Origin of the sequence: Streptomyces sp. NPDC046557, assembly GCF_040645975.1 — a bacterium.
Classification (GTDB): Bacteria; Actinomycetota; Actinomycetes; order Streptomycetales; family Streptomycetaceae; genus Streptomyces.
The window spans coordinates 1076862-1098594 of record NZ_JBEYZH010000001.1 but is presented as its reverse complement, the minus strand read 5'-3'; the positions used below and the strand labels follow the sequence as shown (position 1 = coordinate 1098594).

12 protein-coding genes and 2 pseudogenes are annotated in these 21733 nt (G+C 69.4%); 8 read left to right on the top strand and 6 right to left on the bottom strand.

The window, feature by feature from the left end:
* Nucleotides 1-92: 92 nt before the first annotated feature.
* The 5 genes from ABZ934_RS04985 to ABZ934_RS04965 all read left to right on the top strand — a co-directional run bounded on the left by ABZ934_RS04985 (nt 93) and on the right by ABZ934_RS04965 (nt 10974).
* Complete coding sequence (locus ABZ934_RS04985; protein ID WP_361308542.1) at nt 93-1730, top strand: PD-(D/E)XK nuclease family protein; 1638 nt, start codon at nt 93-95, stop codon at nt 1728-1730.
* Entirely contained in the window at nt 1727-2890 is a 1164-nt protein-coding gene (locus ABZ934_RS04980) for a hypothetical protein (RefSeq protein ID WP_361308540.1), read from the top strand. The genes ABZ934_RS04985 and ABZ934_RS04980 overlap by 4 nt, the downstream gene beginning before the upstream one ends.
* The gene (locus ABZ934_RS04975) at nt 2883-6311 is read left to right on the top strand and encodes a signal recognition particle (RefSeq protein WP_361308538.1); all 3429 of its coding nucleotides are present in this window, start codon (nt 2883-2885) and stop codon (nt 6309-6311) included. Before ABZ934_RS04980 ends, ABZ934_RS04975 begins: the two co-directional genes overlap by 8 nt.
* Before the next feature lie 56 nt (nt 6312-6367).
* Complete coding sequence (locus tag ABZ934_RS04970; RefSeq protein ID WP_361308537.1) at nt 6368-9214, top strand: DUF3962 domain-containing protein; 2847 nt, start codon at nt 6368-6370, stop codon at nt 9212-9214.
* A gap of 95 nt (nt 9215-9309) precedes the next feature.
* Nucleotides 9310-10974: an N-6 DNA methylase gene (locus ABZ934_RS04965; RefSeq protein ID WP_361308535.1), complete on the top strand. Its 1665-nt coding sequence runs from the start codon at nt 9310-9312 to the stop codon at nt 10972-10974.
* Nucleotides 10975-11034: 60 nt separating this feature from the next.
* On the opposite strand, the pseudogene ABZ934_RS04960 reads toward ABZ934_RS04965, so the two are convergent.
* Nucleotides 11035-12677 (bottom strand): annotated as a pseudogene (locus ABZ934_RS04960) (IS1182 family transposase).
* 61 nt (nt 12678-12738) lie between these two features.
* On the opposite strand from ABZ934_RS04960, the pseudogene ABZ934_RS04955 reads away from it, so the two are divergent.
* Nucleotides 12739-13435: pseudogene (locus tag ABZ934_RS04955) on the top strand (IS5 family transposase).
* 54 nt (nt 13436-13489) lie between these two features.
* Here the strand turns inward: ABZ934_RS04955 and ABZ934_RS04950 are convergent.
* The 5 genes from ABZ934_RS04950 to ABZ934_RS04930 form a co-directional block, all read right to left on the bottom strand.
* Entirely contained in the window at nt 13490-15631 is a 2142-nt protein-coding gene (locus tag ABZ934_RS04950; protein WP_361308533.1) for a UvrD-helicase domain-containing protein, read from the bottom strand.
* Nucleotides 15632-15671: 40 nt separating this feature from the next.
* A complete protein-coding gene (locus ABZ934_RS04945) occupies nt 15672-16886 on the bottom strand; it encodes a restriction endonuclease (RefSeq protein WP_361308531.1) in 1215 nt (404 codons plus the stop codon).
* Between the two features lie 5 nt (nt 16887-16891).
* Nucleotides 16892-18727 (bottom strand): DUF4357 domain-containing protein, encoded by a 1836-nt coding sequence (locus ABZ934_RS04940; RefSeq protein WP_361308529.1) that lies wholly within the window; start codon nt 18725-18727, stop codon nt 16892-16894.
* Nucleotides 18728-18804: 77 nt separating this feature from the next.
* The gene (locus ABZ934_RS04935) at nt 18805-19965 is read right to left on the bottom strand and encodes a hypothetical protein (RefSeq protein ID WP_361308527.1); all 1161 of its coding nucleotides are present in this window, start codon (nt 19963-19965) and stop codon (nt 18805-18807) included.
* 84 nt (nt 19966-20049) lie between these two features.
* Nucleotides 20050-20523, bottom strand: coding sequence for an ATP-binding protein (locus tag ABZ934_RS04930; RefSeq protein WP_361308525.1), 474 nt, complete (start codon nt 20521-20523; stop codon nt 20050-20052).
* Between the two features lie 162 nt (nt 20524-20685).
* On the opposite strand from ABZ934_RS04930, the gene ABZ934_RS04925 reads away from it, so the two are divergent.
* Both ABZ934_RS04925 and ABZ934_RS04920 read left to right on the top strand, forming a co-directional pair.
* A complete protein-coding gene (locus ABZ934_RS04925; protein ID WP_361308523.1) occupies nt 20686-21546 on the top strand; it encodes a helix-turn-helix transcriptional regulator in 861 nt (286 codons plus the stop codon).
* Entirely contained in the window at nt 21543-21728 is a 186-nt protein-coding gene (locus ABZ934_RS04920; RefSeq protein WP_361308521.1) for a DUF397 domain-containing protein, read from the top strand. Before ABZ934_RS04925 ends, ABZ934_RS04920 begins: the two co-directional genes overlap by 4 nt.
* Nucleotides 21729-21733 lie beyond the last annotated feature (5 nt).

The following is a 21733-nucleotide window of genomic DNA, read 5'->3' as shown; positions in this document are numbered from 1 at the left end:
CTGTGAACAACGAATCTGGTTGACTATATCCACATGCCTTGCTTTCCTGGTTTATGTGCACGGACGTATGGCGGATGCGCAGGGGAGGGCTCATGGGCGTGTGGCAGAAGCCGGCCTGGCTGACCGGGGATGAGGGGCTGCTGCGAATCGGACCGGGAACGGGTGGGGACGAAGAGCGCACCTGCCCGTCCCACGCGGCGGCGAAGGCGCGCCCGGCCCTCTTCCCCGCCCAGCGGTCGCAGCTTCCCAAGCCCGCTCTGGAGACCTTCGCCCTCGGACCGGTCATGGACGCCATCGACCGGGTCGAGTTCGGAGGTGATCCTCCCGAGGCGGCGCTCGCGGCACTCGCCTCGCGGACGCCCGGGCTGCACCCCGGGCACCGTAGTTACGCCGAGCACGCGGTGCGCACGTACCTCGGCCATGGCGCCGACGCGGGAGGCTCTGCCATGTCGGCCCAGTTGCGGCCGGTACGGCCCTATTGGGTGGTGCAGCGTGAGAACGGCAAGTCCTGGGAGATGTATGCCTGGTGGCGCCGATACGAGTCCGCCGACGGGCTCACCCGGGAGTTCCGGCGGCTGCGTCACAGCACCCCGAAAGGCTCCACACCCGGTGAGATCGCCATCGCGGCATATGTGGCGGCTCGCGGACGCACCGCCCCCTGGCCGCGCAAATGGAGAAACAAATTCGAGCCGTACGGATCGGGAAGCGGACCGGAGCGTGTCCGAGTCGTCGAAGTAGGGCTGGGCGACGGGCGGCGCACCGTGGAGTTCGACGGCACGGTCCAGGAAGCAGAGGCCTACTACGCCGAACACGGCCACCCGCACGTCACCCGTGTCGTGATGGGCGGAGACCCGGTGCCTGGCTCCTCGTGCATCGACTGCAAGCAGTTCACGGGGTGCGCCGCGGTGCCCCGGACCCCCGGCGTGCTCGGTCTGCCCTCGCAGGTACGCCCGCAGCGCAAGGTGTCCGTCAGTGACCTGCGTTACCACCGGGAATGCCCGGCGCAGGAGCTGCTGCGCGGGCTGCATCTGCCCAAGGACGGCGAGTACAGCAGCGCGGCCAAGCTCGGCCAGGCAGTGCACGCCTGGATCGAGCATCTGCACCAGCGGGGCGGGTGGCCGGCCTGTACGGTCGCCGACATGCCCGCCGAGGCTGAGAACTGGACGCATGGCCGGTGGCAGGTGTCCGAAGAGGAGGCCGAGACCGGCCGGCAGATGCTGCTCCACCACGTGAGCGCCTGCCCGTTCCACGACACCGCCCTCATCGACCAGGTCGAGACGGAACCGCTGCGGGTCGTACACGACACCGCCGCGCAGGCGGTCGTCATCGCCAAGCCCGACCTGCTGTACCGGGAAGACGGCTCCTGGGTGTGGCACGAACTGAAGACCACCCGGAAGGCGCGCTGGTACCACGACGACCCTCTCGACGAGTTTCCCCAACTCGCGCTCGCCGTCGTGCTGCTTGCCCGCGGCGCCCTCGGCGGTGACCCCGCAGGCTCCCGTGTGGAGGTCGAGGTCCTGCGCCCGACCGGCTCTCACCCATACGTCATCGACCCCACTGACCCCGATCGGCTCGCGAAGGCCATGGCAGTACTGCGCAAGTACGCCGGTCCGTGGCGCGAGGACGAGACCTACGAAGCCCGCCCTGGGCGCCACTGTCAGTGGTGTCCGGTATCCCGGTGGTGTCCCAGCAACACCCTGGCACGCGAGCCTGAGATGGGGGGCGAGTGACAACCGTGAGCCTGCCCGAACGGTCCGGTCGTACTTCCGCCGCGCCGGACGAAAACCTGCTGCGCATGGTCGCCGGCGCGCTGCTCATGCTCTCGCGGCAGCGCACGGTCCCGAACCCGGTCTATCCGGCCAACGTACAGAACGCCTACAACCGCCTGGTCCTCCACTGCCTTCGGGTAGGCGTGGAACCACCGGGGAGTGTGCCGGACATGGCTCGGTGGGCTGCCGAACGCCCGCTGGGGCGGTGGCCTCTTGCCCTACCCGAGGAACTGCGCACCGGCGACACCCGGCTGGTCGACCCCGAGACCCGGCTGCCCCACCAGCTCTGTCTGGAATGGGAGGTCAGCGCGGCCGACCCCGCAGCGGAACTGTTCGAGAACGACCGGATCCTGGAGGCACTGGCGGTCTGCCGCGCGGCGAACGCGCCTCACGCATACACCGCGTTCCGCAAGCTGCTCACCACCCAGCCCGTCCTGACGGGCGTCGAGCTTGCTCTCGTCGGCGGCGATCCCGCATGCGGGATGCTGCTTCAGCAGGTCATCAAGCGCTGCTACGAGCCTGCCCCCGCCTCCTACCTGCGCGACGGTGTCTACAACCAGTGCGAGCGGTGCGGCTGCCTTAAGGTGCCACTGCTGCGCGGCGGACATCGGTGCGAGCTCGACCGGTGCCGCCGGGATGGGCGGGCCAGTGACCCCGGCAGGGTGCTCAGGGCGGAGCGGGGAGGCGTCTTCCAGCTCAGCCGCCCCTTGCGGATGTTCATCACCAGCCCGGGGCTCGCCGAGACCGAACTGGAGTCCGCGCTGCTCGCGAAGTTCGGAATCCGGGCCGAGATGTGGCCCAACTACGACGCCTACGACCTCCGGGTGGCCTTGCCCGGCGGCCGCCACTGGGCCGTGGACGTCAAGGATTGGGTCAACCCCGTCCTGCTCGCCCGCACGCTCACCCCGTTCCGCACCGAACCACCCTATGAGCGGGCCTTTCTCGTCGTACCGCGCTACCGCTTCCAGGAGAACGAGGCGTACGGGCGTCAGTTCCGCCGCAACCTGCCCGAGGAACTGGCCGAACGCGTGACCCTGCTGGACGACCGCACCTTTCTGCGGCTGGTCGCCGACGAACTGTCCGGAACGAAACACACACGCGACGGAGGCCTGCATGCGTGACCGCAGCGGATGGCACCGGCGCTGCTCACCTCGGCAGCTCGCTGAGGCCTGGCCCCAGACCCTCGGGGCCTTCCGGCCCGGAGATCTGCTCGACGTCGAGCTGGGCCTCTACCTGCTGGAGAGCGCCATGCCCAGCCGCACGGCCGCGGACACTTGGCCGCTGCTCGGCGGCTACCCGTACAGCGAGGCCTTCGGCGATGTCCACACCGAGGAGCAGCGCCTGCGGATCCTCCGGGCCCGGCACTACCTCTGGGATCTGAGGCGGGGGCGGGCCTGGAGAGAGCAGGTCACCGCATACATGTCGGTGCCCCAGCAGCTTCGCGGATACGACCTGGACAGCCTGGAGAGCCGGCCACGCCGCCGCACTCCGGCCCGAGCCGCCCAGCGCTTCCAGGTCTTCGAGGAACTGCTCACCAGCGCACCCGAGTTCGCGACCCAGGAGGTTGCGTCCGCCGCGGCCGGGGAGTACACCTTCCGTGTCCAGGACCGCATCCACGCCGTCGAGTTCACCGAGGCCCTGCTGACGGACACCTTGCCCAGATCCCACGCACTCGACGCTCCCACGGCGGGAAGGGGCGCCCCCGTCGAGGTGACGTGGGAGGTCCTGGAGAAGGCCGCCATGGCCATGGACGCCATCGAAGCCCTCGCACCGGACGGTCCACGCAGCGGCTGGGCGCGGCGACTGCGCCGCGTCAGGCTGCTCCTACGCGACGACGAGCTCGGGCGGTTCGTTGAACAGGGCCGGCTGCGGATCGACCGGCTGCTGCACATGGTCGGTATGGTCGGCGCCGGCAAGTCGACCATCCGCGACATCCTCACCTTCCATGTAGTGAGCCAGCCGCCCGGCCTCCGGGTCACTATCGTCGTGGGGGACGTCGCCGAGACCCTGGCCGTGGTCGAGCAGTTCGACCGCCTGGGCATCAGAGCCGCACCCGTACTCGGCCACTCGACCCGGGAGCGGAACATCAGCCGCCTCCACCGCCGGACGGCCACCGCGGGGGCCGCCACCATGCTCGGACACGACCACCCCGGGTTCGCCCACCTCAGCAGCGCCTGCCCGGTGGATGTGCTGCGCGGACTGGAGGCGCGGCGGCCGCTCGGCATCCGAGAGGCGCCCTGCCTCGGCCTCTACACGGTTCCCGAGCAAGCCGAGGACGAGGGCGACCCGTCCCTCGACGGGGATCCTGGCCCGCGCCGGAGCCGGCCGACTCCGCAGCGGCGTCTATGCCCACTGTGGGACCGCTGCCCACGCCACCGGGCCGCACGCGACCTGGTCGACGCCCAGGTCTGGGTCGCCACCCCTGCGGGACTCGTACACAGCGCGGTGCCCCGGCACCAGCACCAGGAGCAGCTGCGCTATCTCGAACTCGCCTGCCGATTGAGCGACCTGGTCATCGTCGACGAGGCGGACAGGGTCCAGATGCAGCTCGACACGGCCTTCGCGCCGGCCAGCACACTCGTGGGACGGTCGCCGAACTCGTGGTTCGACGAGGTCGCCGTGCACAAGTTCCAGCAGATGGCACGCGACGGGCGGCTTCAGCTGTCCGCTCGGGACGTGGACGACTGGACCAACGCCGTCAACACGGTCAGCGCGGCGACGGACCGGATCTTCGCCCTGCTCGTCCAGCATGCCGAAATCAGGAAGTGGATCAGCGTCGACTACTTCAGCGCCTTCACCCTGCACAACCTGCTGCTCGACAGCTGGTTCCCCGCGCGGCGCAAGGGCGAGGAGCTCCCGGCTGCCGCCCGTGTCCTGGACACGGCCCTGCTCCGGTTCCGAGACGGCCCGTTGCACGAGCACCAGTCCGACGGCGAGCAGGACGAGATCACATCCGTGGTCAACACCTTCGTCCACCTGGCCCTGGAACTCCTGCATGCTCCACAGGGTGCCCGGACCCGGGAGCGCCTGCGGGAGACCCTCGCAGCCGTCGTCGACCGGGACTCTGGCGTCCTGGACCAGCCGGACCTCCAGGTCAGGCGGTTCGAGTTCACCTTGCTGCTGGCCGCGTTGCACAGCCGGCTGGACTTCATGACCACGCTGTGGCCCCGGGTCGAGGCAGCCCTGAACCTGGACGTCACCTCCAATGTGCTCTCCCGCCGCCCGCCCAAGGACTACGAGGCCGTGATTCCCGAATCACCCATGGGCAATGTGCTCGGCTTCCAGTTCCGGCACGACGAGCGCGAGCGAGACGGCGACCGAAGTGGGGAGCTGCGCTTCTTCCGCTGCAACGGGGTGGGCAGGGAGCTGCTCATGCGGCTGGGCGACCTGTGTGCCGTCGACGGACGCCCCGGCCCGCACGTCCTGCTGATGTCCGCCACCAGTTGGGCCGGGACGTCGAGCCGATACCACCTCCATGCCCCGGTCGGCGCGATCCTGCGCCCGCTCGACTCCGAGATCCGCGCAGTGCTCGACACCGAGTTCCGCAAGGACTTCCTCTACTGGCCCGACAGCCCCCACCCCAAACCCCTCCGTCTGTCCGGCTGTGACCCGGAAGAGCGTCCGCAGGCGCTGATCCACATGCTGCACCAGCTCGCCGTGCCCGACCGCAGCCTGCCTGACGCCGCCAGCATGCTCGACACCGAGCTCGCCGAGATCGAAGACCCGGAGCGGCGCCGGATCCTGCTGCTCGTCGGCAGCTACGACGAGGCCCGGCGGGCCGCTGAGTACCTCAACCAGATCCCCGAGTGGAACGGGCGGGTGACCCAACTCGTCTCCGATGACGCCGACTCCGACACGGCCTGGACCCGGATGCCCGAGGACAGCGGGGTGCGCACCTTGCCCCGCGGAGACGTCCGGTCCTTCCCCGCGGTCGGTGGTGACCTGTTGGTGGCCCCGCTGCTCGCCGTGGAGCGCGGGCACAACATTGTGCTCAACGGGGGGAAGGCCGCCATCGGAAGCGTGTACTTCCTGGCCCGGCCGCACCCCAGGCCCGACGACATCTCTCTCGCCATTCAGGCGATCAACGACTGGGCGGTGCGCCAGCTCAGGGACACCGACGGGACTTTCAAACAGGCCGCGCTGGCCGCGGTCACCCCTGACCGGGCAGCGGTCGCCTTCCGCAGCCGCGCGCGCCGTCAGTGGAACCGTCTGCTGACCCGGCGCCTCGCTTGGTCCAGTCTGCGCGAGGACGAGAGGACCGCGTTCACCTGGGACCAACTGGTGGTCATCTGGCAGGTCATCGGCCGTCTGGTCCGCGGAGGTGTGCCGGCCCGTGTGGTCTTCGTCGACGCCGCGTTCTCCCCGCGTGAAGCCGGCTTCCAGGCGACCGACACCCCCGAAACCAGTCTGCTGGCGAGCATGCGCGAGGTGCTCGCCCCCTACTTCCTCGACGACCCCGACGCCGATCTCGCCCCCATCGACAAGTCGCTCGTGCAGGAGTTGTACGAGCCCTTCTACCAGGCGCTCGCCGACATGGGCTGACCAACGCCGAACCGACCTCTGTGCCCCACCCGCCCTCGTACAGGGAGAACCACTCCGTGGAATACCAGCACATCCGGGCTGCGGCCTACACGGCCGACCCGTCGCGCGGCTCCTTCGCGGTCCCGATGTACACGCTCGCGCTGCCCGCCGAATGGGAGCAGCCGCTTCTGGAGCTGCGCCGTGCGGGCCTGACCGAGCGCGAGGCAGCCTGGCGCCGCACCGTGCCCACGCAGGCGGTCAACCAGCTGATGCGAGCTACCGCTCCGGACATCGTCACCGTCGACGGGACGGCCACTTTCGGCGCGCGGAGCCCTTGGCTGTACTGCGAGCAGGAATACCCCATGTCGGTGATGAACACGTACATCGCCGCGTGGCTCAGGAACCTCGGGAAGAACCCGGACGATCCTGCCACCGGCGCTCAGCTGATGGAGACCTTCCGGGAACTGGGACCGGCGATCTCGCACTGGCAGCTCGGCATGGTGGACCTGCTCGAACAGGAGTTGTCTCCCGGGGGGACCGCCCTGCCCGCGAACCACGTCTACCGGCTGCTGCCGGAGGTCCTGGCCGGCCGGATCGAGCGGCAGGAGCCCTACGAGCACAACGGCGAGCGCCTGATGTTCCGACGGGTGGCCCAGCTCCCGGGCGCCCGGGGCCTCGGCAGCGGCGGTGCGGAGCTGATGTCCTGGCCGCCGCGGAAGATCGAGTCGGGCAAGGCGCCCTCCTACTATTCGGCCAGCATCAGGATCACGGTCCGCACCTCACCCTTCTCGTCCGTCCCCCGAGTGCACCTGGCCACGGGCATCCGCCGCTTCGTCACCGGAAAGGTGTGGATGCCGTACCAGAAGGGCGTCTCTGTCTACCTGCTGCCCGACACCTCGCTCGTCCCGGATGGGCTGTCCTCGCCGGCGTTCTCCGTGGCGACCATCCGCTGGCGCAACGGCATCACGGACTGGAGCCAGGGCGGAGTGCAGGGCATGCTCGGCTACGTGACCGCGCTCGACGCCCTGCCCTCCGTGGACCGGCTGGTCAAGGAGGCCGACCACTGGCTCGGTGGGCGGGACGGGCTGACCTTGGCTGTCGGCCATCAGGCGGCGATGGGGGCTCACCCCGTCGGTACCGGTCTGATGCCGAGCGAGCGGCGGCGGCTCACGGAGTGGGCCGAGCAGGCGCTGGCCCCGGAGCTCGTACCGGTGCCGCTGCTCGGACGCAGCCGGTATGCCGGCCCGCCGAAGCGGCAGCTCCAGCCTCTGCCGTCCATCCCCAAGAAGGAGAAGGAGCCCGGGTACCTGGCCGCCGCCCTCGGTAAGCGGCAACAGAGTCTCGCCGACAACGCGGTCAAGCGCAGGGCCCGCCTCGCCGAAGCCCTCGACGGCGCCGCGCTCGTCGGTCTGGTCCTCTACCAGACCGACGACCAGCGGGATCGGGTGCTCGCGGCTGCGGAAGCGGGCCTCGGCCTGGCCGGCCATCGACGGGAGGGGACGGGCGAGATCTGGCGGTGGGACACACCGGAGCTCTCGGTCAAGCTGTGCGCACTGCCGCTTGGTGACCTGGGCGCACCGCTCGGCGGGGAGCGGGTGCCCCGCCGTGGAAAGGAACACGAGCAGGCGATCGACGAGCGCCGCCGCAAGGTTGCGGCGGCAGTAACGCCGGGCCGCCTGCCGGTGCCCGGTGCGCAGGTCGCCTTCGTGGAACTGGAAGGGGAGGAGAGTTTCCGCAACGCCAAGCGGCGGGCCGACCCCAAGTACGCCATCCGTCTCGGCTGCGCTGAGGCCGGTCTGGTCACCCAGTTCCTCCGACCCTTGGACCAGGACCTGGAGCCGCAGAAGGCGGCCGACGAGGCCGTGATCCGTGCCGAGGCGGCCTGGGCGGACGGCATCCGGCAGACCGGTACGCGCTTCATCCCGCAGCACACCCTCGGTGACGAGCTGATTCCGCCCGGACTCAACCAGCTCGCTTTCCACCTGGTCGAGCAGCGCCGCACCGGTCCCACCGGAAGGCCGCAGTTCACTCCCATCGCCGTCCTCATCCGGCCCGGAACGAAGTGTGTGCTGGGCAAGACCGCCGACATGCACGAGTGGGTGCCGTACCCGGAGCTGCTGAAGTCCCTCACCGGACGGGTCAGGGACACTGATCTCAGTTCGGCGCCGCAGCAGTCCGCGCACGTGGCCGCCTTCATCAAGAAGACCGTGGCCGGCCTGCGCAGCGCCCCGACGCTGGTGTTCGTACACGCGCAGGACGTGCGCAAGCGCTGGCCGTGGCTGCGCAACGACGGAGTGCATCAGGACCGGCTCGGTCTGGACGGCGGGCCCGTCCAGCGGATCGGCCTCTACGGCAAGCAGCTCCGGGTCGTGCGCGTGGCCGACAGCGGGCGCGACGAGACCCCTCAGTGGTGGGCGGAGGCGGAAGAGCTCGATGCGAAGCACAAGGGCATGCAGCGGGCCGGCTTCGCCGGCGGCCTGTGGGTGTCCCGCGCGGCCGGGGACTCCGGCCGTGTCTTCTACAGCACGGCCGGCAAGGCCAGTACACAGACCAAACTCACCAACGAGGACGCGAAGCTCACCGCCCACACCAACGCGTCGGGCAAGAACGCCTTCCGGCCGAAGGCCAACGCGTGGAATCCGGAGCTCCTGGAATTGACCGTCGCCTGCCTTCAGCCGGGGGACGACCCGGAGGCATGGGCGGCGTTCGTCCACCAGCAGCGCATCTGTGGCGACGACTACCGCGACGTGCTCGGGCTGCCACTGGTCCTGCACCTCGCCCGGCTCGCCGACGAGTACGCCCTCCCGCACGACGAGGACGACACGGTCGACACCGATGTCAAGGAGGAGCAGGCTGCTGACAGCCAGAGGTCCGTCGAGCAGCTGTCCTTCGACTTCGCCCTGGACGAATCAGACGAGGAGTAGCGGCTGCGTCATCGGCAGGTTTCAGGTGACGCGGTGTGTACGTTGTCAACGTGTTGTGAAGGTCACTCGGCAGGGTGGTCGTGTACGCTGGGGCTATGGCTGATATGGAGGCTGCTTCGCCGGAACAGCTGGTGTCCGGGTCTGAGATCGCCCGCCTCGCAGGTGTGACGCGGGCGGCTGTGTCCAATTGGCGCCGTCGCTATGAAGACTTCCCCGCGCCCAGAGGCGGTGGTGTGAACAGTCCGCTGTTCGCTTTCACCGAGGTGCAGGCTTGGCTGGACAGACAGCACAAGGGGCAGGACGTCTCGGACGAGGTCAGGCTCTGGCAGGCGGTGCGGGCTGCATACGGGGAGGAGACGGTCGCGGGCGTCGCAGACGTCGCTCGGCGGCTGGCGCAGGCGGAACCGACTTCGGATCTTCCCGCTGACGCCGTACGGCTGTCCGAACGGCTTGTCCGTTCTGGTTCCGCCGCCGCGGTCGTCGAGGGGCTGGCCACTCGGATCACCGACTCCGTCGGCCGTTCCGGCTCAGACCATGTCACCTCGGAGCGGATCCTCCGTGCACTGCGTCATCTCGCCGGGACCCTGCCCGCGGACGCCACCGTGCTGGACCCGGCCTGTGGCATCGGCACGCTGCTGCTCACCGTCGGACCCAGGCGCGGGCTGAAACGTTTCGGGCAGGAGCGGGAACCGAGCAGCGCGCGCCTGGCCCAGCTCCGGGCCGACCTGGGTGGGCAGGCGGATGTCTCCGTCACCGAAGGCGATTCGCTCTGCGGCGATCGGTGGCCTCAGGTGCGTGCCGATCTGGTGGTGTGTGATCCGCCCGTCGGCATCACCGACTGGGGCCGGGAGTCCCTGCTGCTCGACTCGCGATGGGAGTTCGGCACACCGCCCAAGGCCGAGAGTGAGCTGGCTTGGCTGCAACACGCATACGCCCATACCGCTCCGGGCGGCCGAGTCCTCATGGTCATGCCCGCATCGGTCGCGTACCGCAAGGCAGGCCGCCGGATCCGGGCCGAGCTCGTGCGGCGCGGGGTACTGACGCAGGTCGTCGCCCTGCCTGGCGGAGTCGCGGCCTCGCACGCACTCCCCGTCCATGTCTGGCAGCTCACCCGCCCGCTGAACGCCGGTGAGGCAGCGACGTCTGTGCGGCTTGTCGATCTGACCGCCAACCAGCCGGACGGACCACTGGATCCGGCCCCGCACCAAGTGGTGGACGCGCCCCTGGTCGACCTGCTGGACGACACCGTCGACCTCACCCCCGGCCGACACATCCTGGCCTCGCACCGCGACTACCGTGCCGAGTACGAATCACTGCGGGCCCGGCTGGAGCACCAGCTCGCCGAACTTGCCGCACTCCTGCCGACTCTCGCCGACGGGACCGGGCCTGGAACCCTGGATGCCTCGACGGTGAGTGTCGCCGAACTCGCCCGGGCCGGCCTCGTAGAGTACGGAGATGCCGAGCCGACGTCGGTCAGCGACCAGCTGGACACCGCCTACCTTCGGGGCTTCCTGCACAGCACGGCGAACACCCGGCGCTCGACCAGCGCCAGCGGCACCTATCGCTTCGACGTGCGAAGCGGTCGGGTCCCGAAGATGGAGATCGAGGCGCAGCGCCGTTACGGGCGGGCATTCAACGCGATCCAGGAATTCGAGGAACGTGTCCGGGAGGCCGCGGACCTCGGCCGTCAGGCCGTAGAGCTGGCCCGCGACGGACTGGGCAACGGGGCACTCATCCCGTCCCCCGACAAGGACGCCTAGAAGGCTGATGAAGATCTTGTTGAGGGGCTGTCCGGCCGCAGCCCGGGCAGCCCCTCGTGGTCATGTGCCGGCTGGGGCGAGGTGCCAAGTGCCGTTGGTGTGGGTGAGCCCGAGGTTGATCAGCCGGCGGAGGTTGAGGGCGGCGGCTCGGGTGTGGAGCCAGGTGTCGTTCTTGATGGTGCCCAGGTAGCGGAGTCGGCGGTTGCCGTGGTGGACGAGTCAGGCGACGGCGCGTTCGACGGGTGGCCGCCGGCGGCGGTGGTCGGCCTGCCAGTCGGGGTCGGTTGCGGCTTGGCGGCGGGCGGCGGCCTGCAGGTCGTGGTGCGGGCGGATGGTCAGGACGCGTCCGGCCTTGGCTGTGGTGCACCGCTCACGTAGTGGGCAGCTGGTGCACAGGTCTGCGAAGACGGCCCTGCGCTGTTGGTGCCGGCCGCCGGGCCCGGACAGGTCGACGGTGTCTCCTTGGGGGCAGGTCACGGTGCCGGTGGTGGTGTCGATGGTGAAGTCGTCGAGGGTGAAGCCGCCGGGGACGGCCGGCCGCAGGGGTGCAGGTTTGAGGAACAGCCGGTGTCCTGCCTGTTCCAGGGCCTGGCGGGCATCGCCGGTGGAGTAGGCGGTGTCGCCGAAGGCGTCGACCGGTTCGTCCTCCTCGGCGAGCAGTTCGAGGCCGACGGCGGCTTCGTGGTGCTCGGGCCCGGCGCCGGGCCGCAGGGCCACGGCGGTGAACAGGCCGGTCTCGGGCTCGATGGCGAGGTGGGCTTTGAAGCCGTCCTGCTGGTGTGAGCGGGTTTTGTGGACGTGGCGGGATTCGGGGTCGACGGTGGAGACCATGCGGCCCGGGGCCGTTCCTTGGGTGATGCGCCAGCGTCCGTCGCGGCCGTCGGAGTCCTCGGCCGGTTCGACGTCCTGGCCCGCGACCAGGGCCAGGATGCCCACCGCGTTGGCGGCCTTCTCGCCGAGTTCCTGTTCGGGTAGATGCCCCAGCAACCTGAGTGCGTCCGTGACCAGGGCGTCCACCAGCGCGGCGCGGGCCTGGGCGTCGTTCCAGGCGATGCGGGGTTTGCCCGGGTCGGTGTAGCCGTGGGCGGAGCACCGCACCCCGGCCACTTCGGCGCCGCCGGGGACCTCGCGGATCACGGCGCGGATGGCGGCGATGATCTGGGTGACGGTGTCCTGGGTGGCGACCGCGTCGTCCAAAACGGTGGAGTCCAGTGCCCGCCGGTGCTTGCCCTTCAGGACCCCGGTGGCCCTGACGACCTCGCGAACGCTTCGAAGACCCGGTTCGGGCGCGTGGAGCGGGCCAGCCGTCGGCGGAAGTACGCCAGCAGTGACGGGTCGAACGCCATGTCGTGCAGACCGAGCCCGCAGGCGGCTTTCCACCGCAGGTCACAGCGTAATTCCTGGACCGTCTCGAAGTCCGACAGGCCGTGCAGGGCCTGCACCGTGATCGCCGCGGCCAGGATCTGCGGCGGCATCGACGGCCGCCCGTTCGCCGACGGATACATGTCCGCGAACATCTCCGCGGGAAACAACCGGCCACGGTGCTCGGCCAGGAACGCGAACACACTCCCAGCCGCAATCAACTCCCGGCACCTCGCCCACACATCCGGCCCGACCGTCTCCCCGGCCCACTCCCCTTGAACCACAACAACGAGTCTGGCCCCACCGCTGACGCGGCGGGGCCAGAAACCCAACATCTTCATCAGTCTTCTAGGCTAGGGTCTGTCGTCAAAGTGATCTTGGGTTGTGGATCATGGTGTGGTGATACGTCGCCATGAACTGTCCGATGCCGAGTGGGAACTCGTGCAGCCGTTGCTGCCTCGGCCTGTGTTGGGGCGGCCGCGGCTGGACGACCGGACGGTCCTCAACGGGATCGTGTGGAAGTTCCGCACCGGGGTGGGCATGGCGGGATATGCCCGAGCGTTACGGCCCGTGGGCCAGCCTCCACACCCGTTTCCGCCGCTGGGCGGCGGACGGAACCTTCGAGCGGATGCTCCAGGCCGCGCAGGCGAACACCGATGCGGCGGGCGAAATCGAGTGGCTGGTGTCGGTGGACTCGACCGTCGTCCGTGCCCACCAGCACGCGGCCGGGGCCGGGCGCACGAGCCCCGCCCTCGGCCGGTCCCGTGGTGGGCTGACCAGCAAGATGCACCTGGCCTGCGACGGCTCGGGCCGACCACTCGCCTTCGTCCTGACGGGCGGGAACACCAACCTGGCTACGGGGCCGCGGCATCGCCCACACCATCCCGGAGCGGTCCGACCAGGTCCGCAACCGTGCCCGGCGCGGCAGCCAAGGCGGCCGCCCGCCGGCCTTCGACAAACAGGTCTACAAGCGCCGCAACGTCGCGGAACGGTGCTTCAACCGCCTCAAGCAATGCGCGGCATCGCAACCAGGTACGACAAGACCGCCCAGTCCTACCAAGCAGCCGTCACCCTCGCATCGCTGCTGATGTGGGCGTGACACTTTGACGACAACTCCTAGCCGGGAGAACTCGCCCCGTTGCCGCAGCCGGGCTCAGCGCTCGGCCGCCTGCGGAACGAACTCACTCGCCGGCCCGGACCAGGAGACGTACAGTGCCTCCCTGGCCCGGGTGCATGCGACGAACAGCAGGCAGCGCTCCCGCAGCAGGTCCGATTCGTGCTGAAGGGCGTCGATGGAGGCCGGAGTGACCTCCCGGCCGAACGGCAGGGCCCCCGCCGTGACGCCGATCACCGCCACGCAGCGGAACTCCAGTCCCTTCATCGCGTGCATGGTGGCCAGGCGCACGCCTTCCACCTGAGGGCCTGGGTTGTCCCGGACCCGGGCCACGGGAATCCCGTCCGCCGCCAGCCGCTCGTACACCTTGTCGAGGAGCAGGTTGAAGCGGGCGCAAATGCCGATCTCGGACGGCCGCACGCCCTGCGCGATCCACTCCCGCACGCGGTCCACCAGCGCCGCGACCTCCGCCGGCTCAGAGCCGTGCCCTGCCAAGCTAGGCCGGCGCCCGTGCAGGACAGAGCGGTAGCCGGCCAGGCTGTCCGAGCCCGCGCCGCCCAGATCCTCGACCGACACCGGGGCCAGGATGCCAGTCGACCAGGCCAGGATCTCCTCCGTACTGCGGTAGTTGATGCGCAGCCGAGTGGTACGGCCGGTCACCGAGATCCCCAGCGAGCTGAGCGACACCTTCGAGTCGTAGATCCTCTGGTGTGGATCCCCGGTGATGAACAGGTCATCGCTGCCGGGCGCGACCGCGCCGCGCAACACCCGCCACTGGGCCGGATGGAGATCCTGCGCCTCGTCGACCACTACATGGTCGTAGGCGGGTGCGGCCTCCGCGAGCAGCCGGGCTGCTCGCGCGCACACCTGGAGGTGGGTGGTCGACCCCTGGCTGCTCAGCATCGCCTCGAACAGTTCCACAGCCGGCCACAACTGCTCCCGCCGGGAAGTGGACAAGGCGTTGCCCCGGCCCCGCCGCAGAGCCGTGCGGTAGGTGTCCAGATCGCGGATGTCCTGCGCCAGGATGACGTGACGGTACTCCTGTGCCAAGAACTGTTCGGACCAGGGCAGCTGAAGCTTCTTCAGTACGCGCTGCCAGATCTGTCGCTCCTCCTGGTCGTTGACGGGAGACGGCACCCGCGTCCCTGCGTTGGTAACGGTCCGGTGGGCGAAGGCGTTCACCGTGGTGACATCGACACGGGCCAGCTGCACCTCGTCCCCGTCGAGCAGCAGAGCGAGGTTCTCGCGCAGGACCTGGGCCAGGGCATTTGTGTACGTGGTGAGCAGGACCCGGGTGTCGGGCGAGCGGGACAGCAGGTGCTTGACCCGGTGCAGGGCCACGACGGTCTTGCCGGTCCCCGGCCCGCCGGTCACCTGGACCGGTCCGCCGTACGACACCCGGTAGGCCACCCGACGCTGCGAGGGGTGCAGGAACACCCGCCATGCGGCGAAAGGCTTGTTGAGGATCTCCGTCAGCTCGTCCGCGCTCGTCACGAGCGTGATGCGGCTCGTGGTGTTGGCGATGGCCACGGCCAGGCTCTGGTCCGGATCCGGGCCGGCGTCGGCCGGGCGGCGCACCGCGACGACGTCCCGGTAGACCTCTTCGGGAGTGAATCCCTCCGCGAGGTACTGCAAGACCTCGAACTGGTCCTCGGGCAGGAGGGTCCCGAAGGCTTCCAACTGGGGCTTGTTGATGACCGTGCGCACCGCCCGCAGCACCTGCTCGTCGATGCCGAGATCGCGGAGCACAGTGTCGGAATACTGCCCGAACAGCAGCGTCGGGGCCTTCGCGGCCGCCTTCTCCAAGGTCGGCGTCAGCTGCTCGATCGCGACGACATTACGGACCTCCAGGCCCCGCGTGGCCTTGTTCGTCGTGTACAGCCGCTTGGCCGCCCAGGTGTATGCGTCGTCGTGCGGCACCACATTGACCAGCAGGAAGACGTCGCTACCGTCGTCGGGGGAGAGGACCACACCCCGCCAGAAGTCGTTGACGCGGATCGTCCGCATCCGGGGGTCGCGCGCCTTGTCCACGGACTCCAGGTGGAGCCCCTTGTCGGCGTAGAGCTCGGCGACCGTCAGCCGCTGGAACTTTTCCATCGCCTTGCGTACGCCGGCTTTGATCGGCTTCTCCAGGACGTCGTAGCTCTCCCAGAAGCTGTTGGCGAACGCGAGCTGCGGCACGACGTGAACTCCCCATCCTGGACGGACACTCCGCCGCTGATCATACGGGCAGGTAAGCGCCCATCTGCTGGGAAAGGGCGGCAATGTCGGCCAGCAGACTGGCCGGAGCCTGGTGCAGGTCCAGGGCGTGCTGGTGGAGGACGATGCCCGCGTGCCGGACCCGGTGGGCGGCGTGCGGTGCGTTGCCCTTCGCGTAGACGAGATGACCCTCGGGCAGTCCCAGGGCGGTGCAGTAGGCGAGCATCTGGTACAGGTCGGCATCGGGGTAGCCGTCCCGTTTCTCCGCCTTGTACTTGGCGTCGGCGACGGCGATCGGGGCGCTGTCCGGCCCGTACAGCACGAAGTCGGGCTTCATGCGGATCGCGTCGGCCTCGTCGAGGTGGTGCGAATCCTGGAGGGCGCCCGTCAGGTCCGAGCCGCACAGCGCCTCGCGCAGGGCGACCGTCACGAAGTCCTCGAAGAGCTTGTTCATGTTGAACAGGAAGCCGTCGATGCGCAGGCCGCCGGGGGCATGCTCGGGTGATGCCCCTTCGAGTACCGCCCGGGCGAGGTGCAGGGCAGGCTGGTAGCGGGTGTTCAGCCGTGACGGTCGCCAGGCCGGGAGCGGCTGTCCGGGAACCAGCGGGGTGGTGTTGGCGAGCCGCGCCCGCTGGTGCAGCAGGCGGCGGCGCACCTCGCGGGGCACACCGGGCAGGCGCAGGAGCCGGTCGACGGCAGCCCGCAGGATGCGGTTCTCGGCGATGTCGGTGGTGAACTCGTCGTACGCCACCTCCACTGGCAGTGTGGCCCCGAAGCGGCGCCGAATCTGGTCCGCCTCGCGAATCCGCCCGCGCACCACGAGCGCGCTCTCCTCGGTCGCCCGGTACCCCTGGAGCAGCCCCTGCCGGAGGGCCCGGTCTATCTGCCGCTCCACCGCATGCGCCAGCGCGGGCAGCACCTCGCGATGCTCACCTACGTCGACCTGCCCGTCCCGCCAGCCGCCCTTCGGGTCGAGGCTGTAGCCGAGCAGGAAGAACAGCCGCGCGATGGGCACCTTGGGCGTGATGCGGACGGTGACCGGTCCGCTCCCGCCACCCGGTACGTCGACGGACACCGCGCCGACCTTGCTGCCGGCCCGCAGCAGCCAACGGCCCGGCGTGTACGGGTCGGGGGACGCCTCCACGATCCGGGCGGCGGCGAGCGCCCGGCCGACGGCGTCCGGCAGGGCGTGGCCGGTGGCCGGAGCGTATTCGACGAGCTCGATGACCTGGGTCACGCGAGCTACACCTGCTCGGTTTCCGGCGGCTGAGGGATCGACCGCCGCAGCGCGGCGAGCCCGTACCGCTTCTCGATGTCGATGCCCTCGCCGTAATGGTGCTCTTCGAGCAACGGAAGGATCTTCGTCCGCCAGGTGCGGTCCAGACCGCCGTCCCGGTACACGCCCTTCTTCATCAGGTACGAGGGGCCGATCCGGAAGTCGGGATCGTCGATCCGGGCGTTGAGTGCGTCCAGCAGCTCGGCCGGCTCGGAGCTCTTCTTCTGGGACTCCAGCCAGCGCCGCAGGAGCCCGCTGGTGGGCTCGGTACGCGGGGACAGCTCGACGAACGCGAACCGGCGCCGCATGGCCGCGTCCACGAGCGCGATCGAGCGGTCCGCGGTGTTCATGGTCCCGATGACGAACAGGTTCGGGGGCAGGGCGAAGTCGTCACCGGAGTAGGTCAGCCGGACGGATTTGTTCCGGTACTCCAGGAGGAAGTACAGCTCACCGAAGACCTTGGCCAGATTCGCTCGGTTGATCTCGTCGATGATCAAGAAGTGCGGGAGGTGCCGGTTGCCCTCGCGGGAGGCGAGATCGGCCAGCTCGCGCAGCGGGCCGGCGGTCAGGCGGAAGGCCACCTCCCGGGTCTCCGGGTCCTCCTGCGGCCGGAACCCCTCGAAGAAGTCCTCATACGCGTAGGAGGGGTGGAACTGGACCAGCTTCACCTGCTCCGGGCCGCCGCCGAGGAACTCGGCCAGCTTCAGTGCCAGGTAGGTCTTTCCGGTGCCCGGCGGTCCGTACAGGACCAGCTGACGGTCGTCCCACAGCAGGTCCCTGACCTCGCGCAGCCAGTCCGTGTCGTGGACCAGCAGCTCGGCGGCCAGCTCGTCCGTCGGCTCGGGCAGCTCCAGCTCCCGTCGGGCGGCGATGGCAGGGATCTCCACGCTCGGGTCGCGCTCTATCGCCTCTGCCTCGTCCGCCAGTTCCTCGTTCGTGAGACCGAGACCGTCGATGACGGCCTGGACGGTGGTCAGCTCCACTACATCGTGCTGGATGGACAGCTTCTGCTGAAGCTCCTCCGGCAGCCCGTCGTACGCGTACCCCTCGTCCTGCCAGGTTACGGGGCGACGCAGGTTGGCCCGGTGGTCCTCGGATTCCACCTGCTCCACCTCGCCGGAGATCTCCCCGACGTACAGGCGACCGCCGGAGATGGTGCACACGGTGTCACCCGGCTTCATCCGGGACAGGAAGGCGTGCAGCTCCTCCACCAGGTCCTGCTTCTGGCTGTAGGTCGCCGTGGCCTCGTAGTCCTCTTGGACGAGGGTGCGGAGCTGCTCCTTGCTGATGCCCGTCTCCAACCCCTGCCGGAGCCGGGAGGCGGCCAGCGTCACCTGCCCCTGGGGCAGCCACATGCGCTGGACGAGGTCGAGCCCGGTGACGTTGGAGCCGCGCACGAGCCAAGCCCGGCGGGGGCTGGCCGACTGCGGGCCGAGGTATGCGGAAAGTGCTTGCCCTTCGGCGGTTCTCCACATCCCCCCGCCATTGGTGCTGCAACCCATCAGGATTTCAGCGGCGGCCGAAGGCGAAGAGCACTCGATGTCCCGGGAACACTCCAGCCACCCCGACCATCTGCTGGACTCCCGGAGAGCACCCTCTTCGATCAGCTTTCGTCGTACCCGATACGAGTGTGGTTTACGCCGCGCGTACGAGGGCACTTCCTCTGCCCTGGCCGCCGACCCTGCGGCCACCACAAACCTTTGGCTGCCCCGCGCGCCTGGGTCTGCCAGCAACTGCCCTCGGGCAATGGGGCCGCCATTCGGCAATTGCAAGAGGAACTCCGGGTACTGGTCCGCCGCCACAGGGCCCTCACACTCTCCAGATGGTCAGATCGCTTACGAGCAGGCTAAGTCTTGCCACTGACAACGGAGGGGCGGTGTCACCAGGGTTCGAGATCGTGCTTGCGGGGGTCGTCGTACGGTGGCATCGCCTCTCGGGCACGCGGGTTCAGGGCTTCTAGCCGACCGGTGCCGCGGTCGAAGTGGAAGACGAACGCCTTGGCCTGGTCAGCGAAGTCGGCCGCGGGGCGGGTCAGCCAGGAGCTGGTGATCAGGATGAGGCGTTTGGGGGTGTCGTCCCCGGCTGCGGCGGCCAGGCCGTTCATACGCTGGAGCTCGGGCTTCGACAGGTTCTTGGACTCTCGGTCGTACCACTCGACGTGGTACGAGTTGGAGCAGATGAGGGTGTCACCATCGCTTTCCTTGAGATCGCCGAAGCCGAGCGGAGGGAGCTGGGCGAGGACGGCCTCCGCGATGTCGAAGCCGAACGGTGTGGGCGGCGCGTCATGGCTGAACGGCTCCCGCGCGACAGCGTAGGCCCACCTGCCCGGCCCCTCGGTGATCACCTCGGCGACCCTGTCCACGGATGCCTGGGCAAGCGGAACCCCGGGAGTGGCCCGCACCCGCCCTGATACCGCGCGGCTGAGATCGACCCTCCCCCATGCGCCCCACTCCGGAGTGTGGAGGTCGACCAGCCAGCCGAGATTCGGCGTGACCGAGACGCGGACGATGCTGCTTCCGGGAAGCGCGGCTTCGACATGGTCACCCTTGGCGCTCTCCACGATGCCGAGCTTCGGCTCGAACCGCGGACCGTACGCGAACCACCTGTTACCCGCCACGACGCGCCGGACCTTGACTCCTTTGTCCGTCAGGAGGTCGGCCACGTCGGTCACCTCTGATCGCTCGCTCTGGTGCCAGCGCCAGGGGGAGGCGACGGGTACGCCGGCGAGGCGCGCGGACGCATGGGCGGCGAGAGCGTCGACCAGCACCTCGCCGGGGGTGCCCGGAGCCCACACGGAGGGCTCGCTGTCCACCTTCGGGTCGAGGATCGTCCAGGCGGTGGTGTGGCCCAGTCGTGTCATGGCCAAGGCGACACCGCTCTCGCCCGCCAGCATGACCTTCAGGTAGAGGAGGGTGCCGCCCGAGTTGAAGAAGACCCGGTGGGCCAGCTCGGGATGGCGTTCGCGGAGTTTGTGCTCCAGGCCCTGGAAGTAGAGCCACTTGCTCTGCGCGGCAAGCATGTCGCTGGGCGGAAAGGGCACGGAGCACGCTCCTCGACGGTCGAGCCGGGTGCGGCGGGCGATGCCGCCCGCCGGGGGAAGCGTAGAGCGACCGGCTTTCCTTGATCAAAGGCGTTGCCCGGCCGCTTGGCCGGATTCGTGCCTTGAGTTCAGGGGCGGAAGATCCGTCTCCGCCCACAGGGTCTTACCGCTCGGCGGGTACGGCGCAACTCCCCAGCGGTCGGCGAGCGCGGAGACTAGAAGCAGGCCGCGGCCGGTCTCGCCGTCGGCGGGCTGGGGGAGTACAGGCATCCGGTCGCCGCGCGCGTCGGTGACCTCGATGCGGAGGGCGCGGGGTGTCGGGGCGAGGGCGAGTCCGAGCCGGAAGTCCCGGCCCTGCACCCGGCCGTGGAACACGGCGTTCGCGGCGAGCTCCGCGACGATCTGCTCGGCACGCTCCGTGAGGCTTGGCGGTACGTCCCAGCTACGGAGTTCGGTGACGGCCAGCAGCCGGGCGAGGCGGGCCCCGCGCCGGGTGGAGGACAGCAGCTGGGTGAAGGAACCTGGGCGGGCGTTGAGCTGTGGGGAGGTGGGGTTCATAGGGGCCACGGTGGCGGTGTTGGGGCGGGGTCCGCGAGGCATCCACCCCGTACGCGGAGTCAGCGTACGGGCACAGGGAGTGGACGGTACGGGCTGATTGCCGTCACGCTGGGTCAGTCAGTCGCGGGGAGGACCCATGTACGTACTTGGAGGTGGCCGCGTATGACGATCGTGGGTGGCGATGTCGATGGGGTGGCGGGCGACTGGGAGCGCGAACCCGACCCGTCGGACAGTCTGAGGACGTTCGGGGCCGTCGTCCAGGCCCTGCGGGAGCATGCGGGGCTGAGCCGTGTGGAGTTCGGGACGCGGGTGCGGTTCTCCAAGCACACGGTGGAGTCGGTGGAGTTGGGCCGCAGGATGCCGGACGAGGACTTCGTGGAGCGGGCGGAGGAGGCGCTGGGCAACACGGGCGCGCTGAAGAAGGCCGCTCGTCACCTGACGCGGGGTGAGCCGGGGCTGGCGGCGTGGTTCCGCCGGTGGGCACGGCTGGAGCGGGTGGCGGTGAGCCTGTGTACGTACGAGTGCCGGCTGGTGCCGGGGCTGTTGCAGTCGGAGGGGTACGCGCGGGCGGTGTTCGACAACAGCATCCCGCTGCTGACGGACGAACAGGTGGAGGCCCAGCTGACCGCCCGGCTGGACCGGCAGAAGATGCTTCGGGAGCGCCCGACGGTGCCGTTCAGCTTCATCGTGGAGGAGGCGGTGTTCCGGCGTCGGTTGGGAGGGGTGGAGGTACAGCGAGGCATGCTGGACCTGGTGTTGGAGCTGAGCGCGCCGCGTAATGTGACGCTGCAAGTGATGCCGCTGGGATCAGAGCTCCACGCGTGCCTGGACGGGCCCGTTCGCCTGCTGGAAACCCCTGAGGGGCGGAGGCTTGGCTACTCCGAAGGTCAGCAGAACGGCCGACTGATCGCCGGCATCCAAGAGGTGAGCCTGCTCTGTCAGCGCTATGACACACTGCGCTCGCAGGCCCTCAACCCCAAGGAATCGCGCGGCCTGCTGGAGAGACTGCGAGGAGAGCTATGAGGACGACGGAACTCGCCTGGTTCAAGTCCAGCTACAGCGGCACGCAAGGAGACGATTGCGTGGAGGTCGCCATCGCAGAACACGCCATCCACGTACGTGACTCCAAGGACGTGACCCGGCCGCACTTGGCCGTCGGCCGCGACGGCTGGTCGAGCTTCGTCACCTACGCCGCACGCGGCTGAGCCCT

Excerpts from the sequence above, each read along its gene's own strand:
- ABZ934_RS04985 (WP_361308542.1), top strand. The coding sequence starts at position 93 with ATGGGCGTGTGGCAGAAGCCGGCCTGGCTGACCGGGGATGAGGGGCTG.
- ABZ934_RS04975 (WP_361308538.1), top strand. The coding sequence starts at position 2,883 with ATGCGTGACCGCAGCGGATGGCACCGGCGCTGCTCACCTCGGCAGCTC.
- ABZ934_RS04965 (WP_361308535.1), top strand. The coding sequence starts at position 9,310 with ATGGCTGATATGGAGGCTGCTTCGCCGGAACAGCTGGTGTCCGGGTCT.
- ABZ934_RS04930 (WP_361308525.1), bottom strand. The coding sequence starts at position 20,523 with ATGAACCCCACCTCCCCACAGCTCAACGCCCGCCCAGGTTCCTTCACC.
- ABZ934_RS04925 (WP_361308523.1), top strand. The coding sequence starts at position 20,686 with ATGACGATCGTGGGTGGCGATGTCGATGGGGTGGCGGGCGACTGGGAG.
- ABZ934_RS04920 (WP_361308521.1), top strand. The coding sequence starts at position 21,543 with ATGAGGACGACGGAACTCGCCTGGTTCAAGTCCAGCTACAGCGGCACG.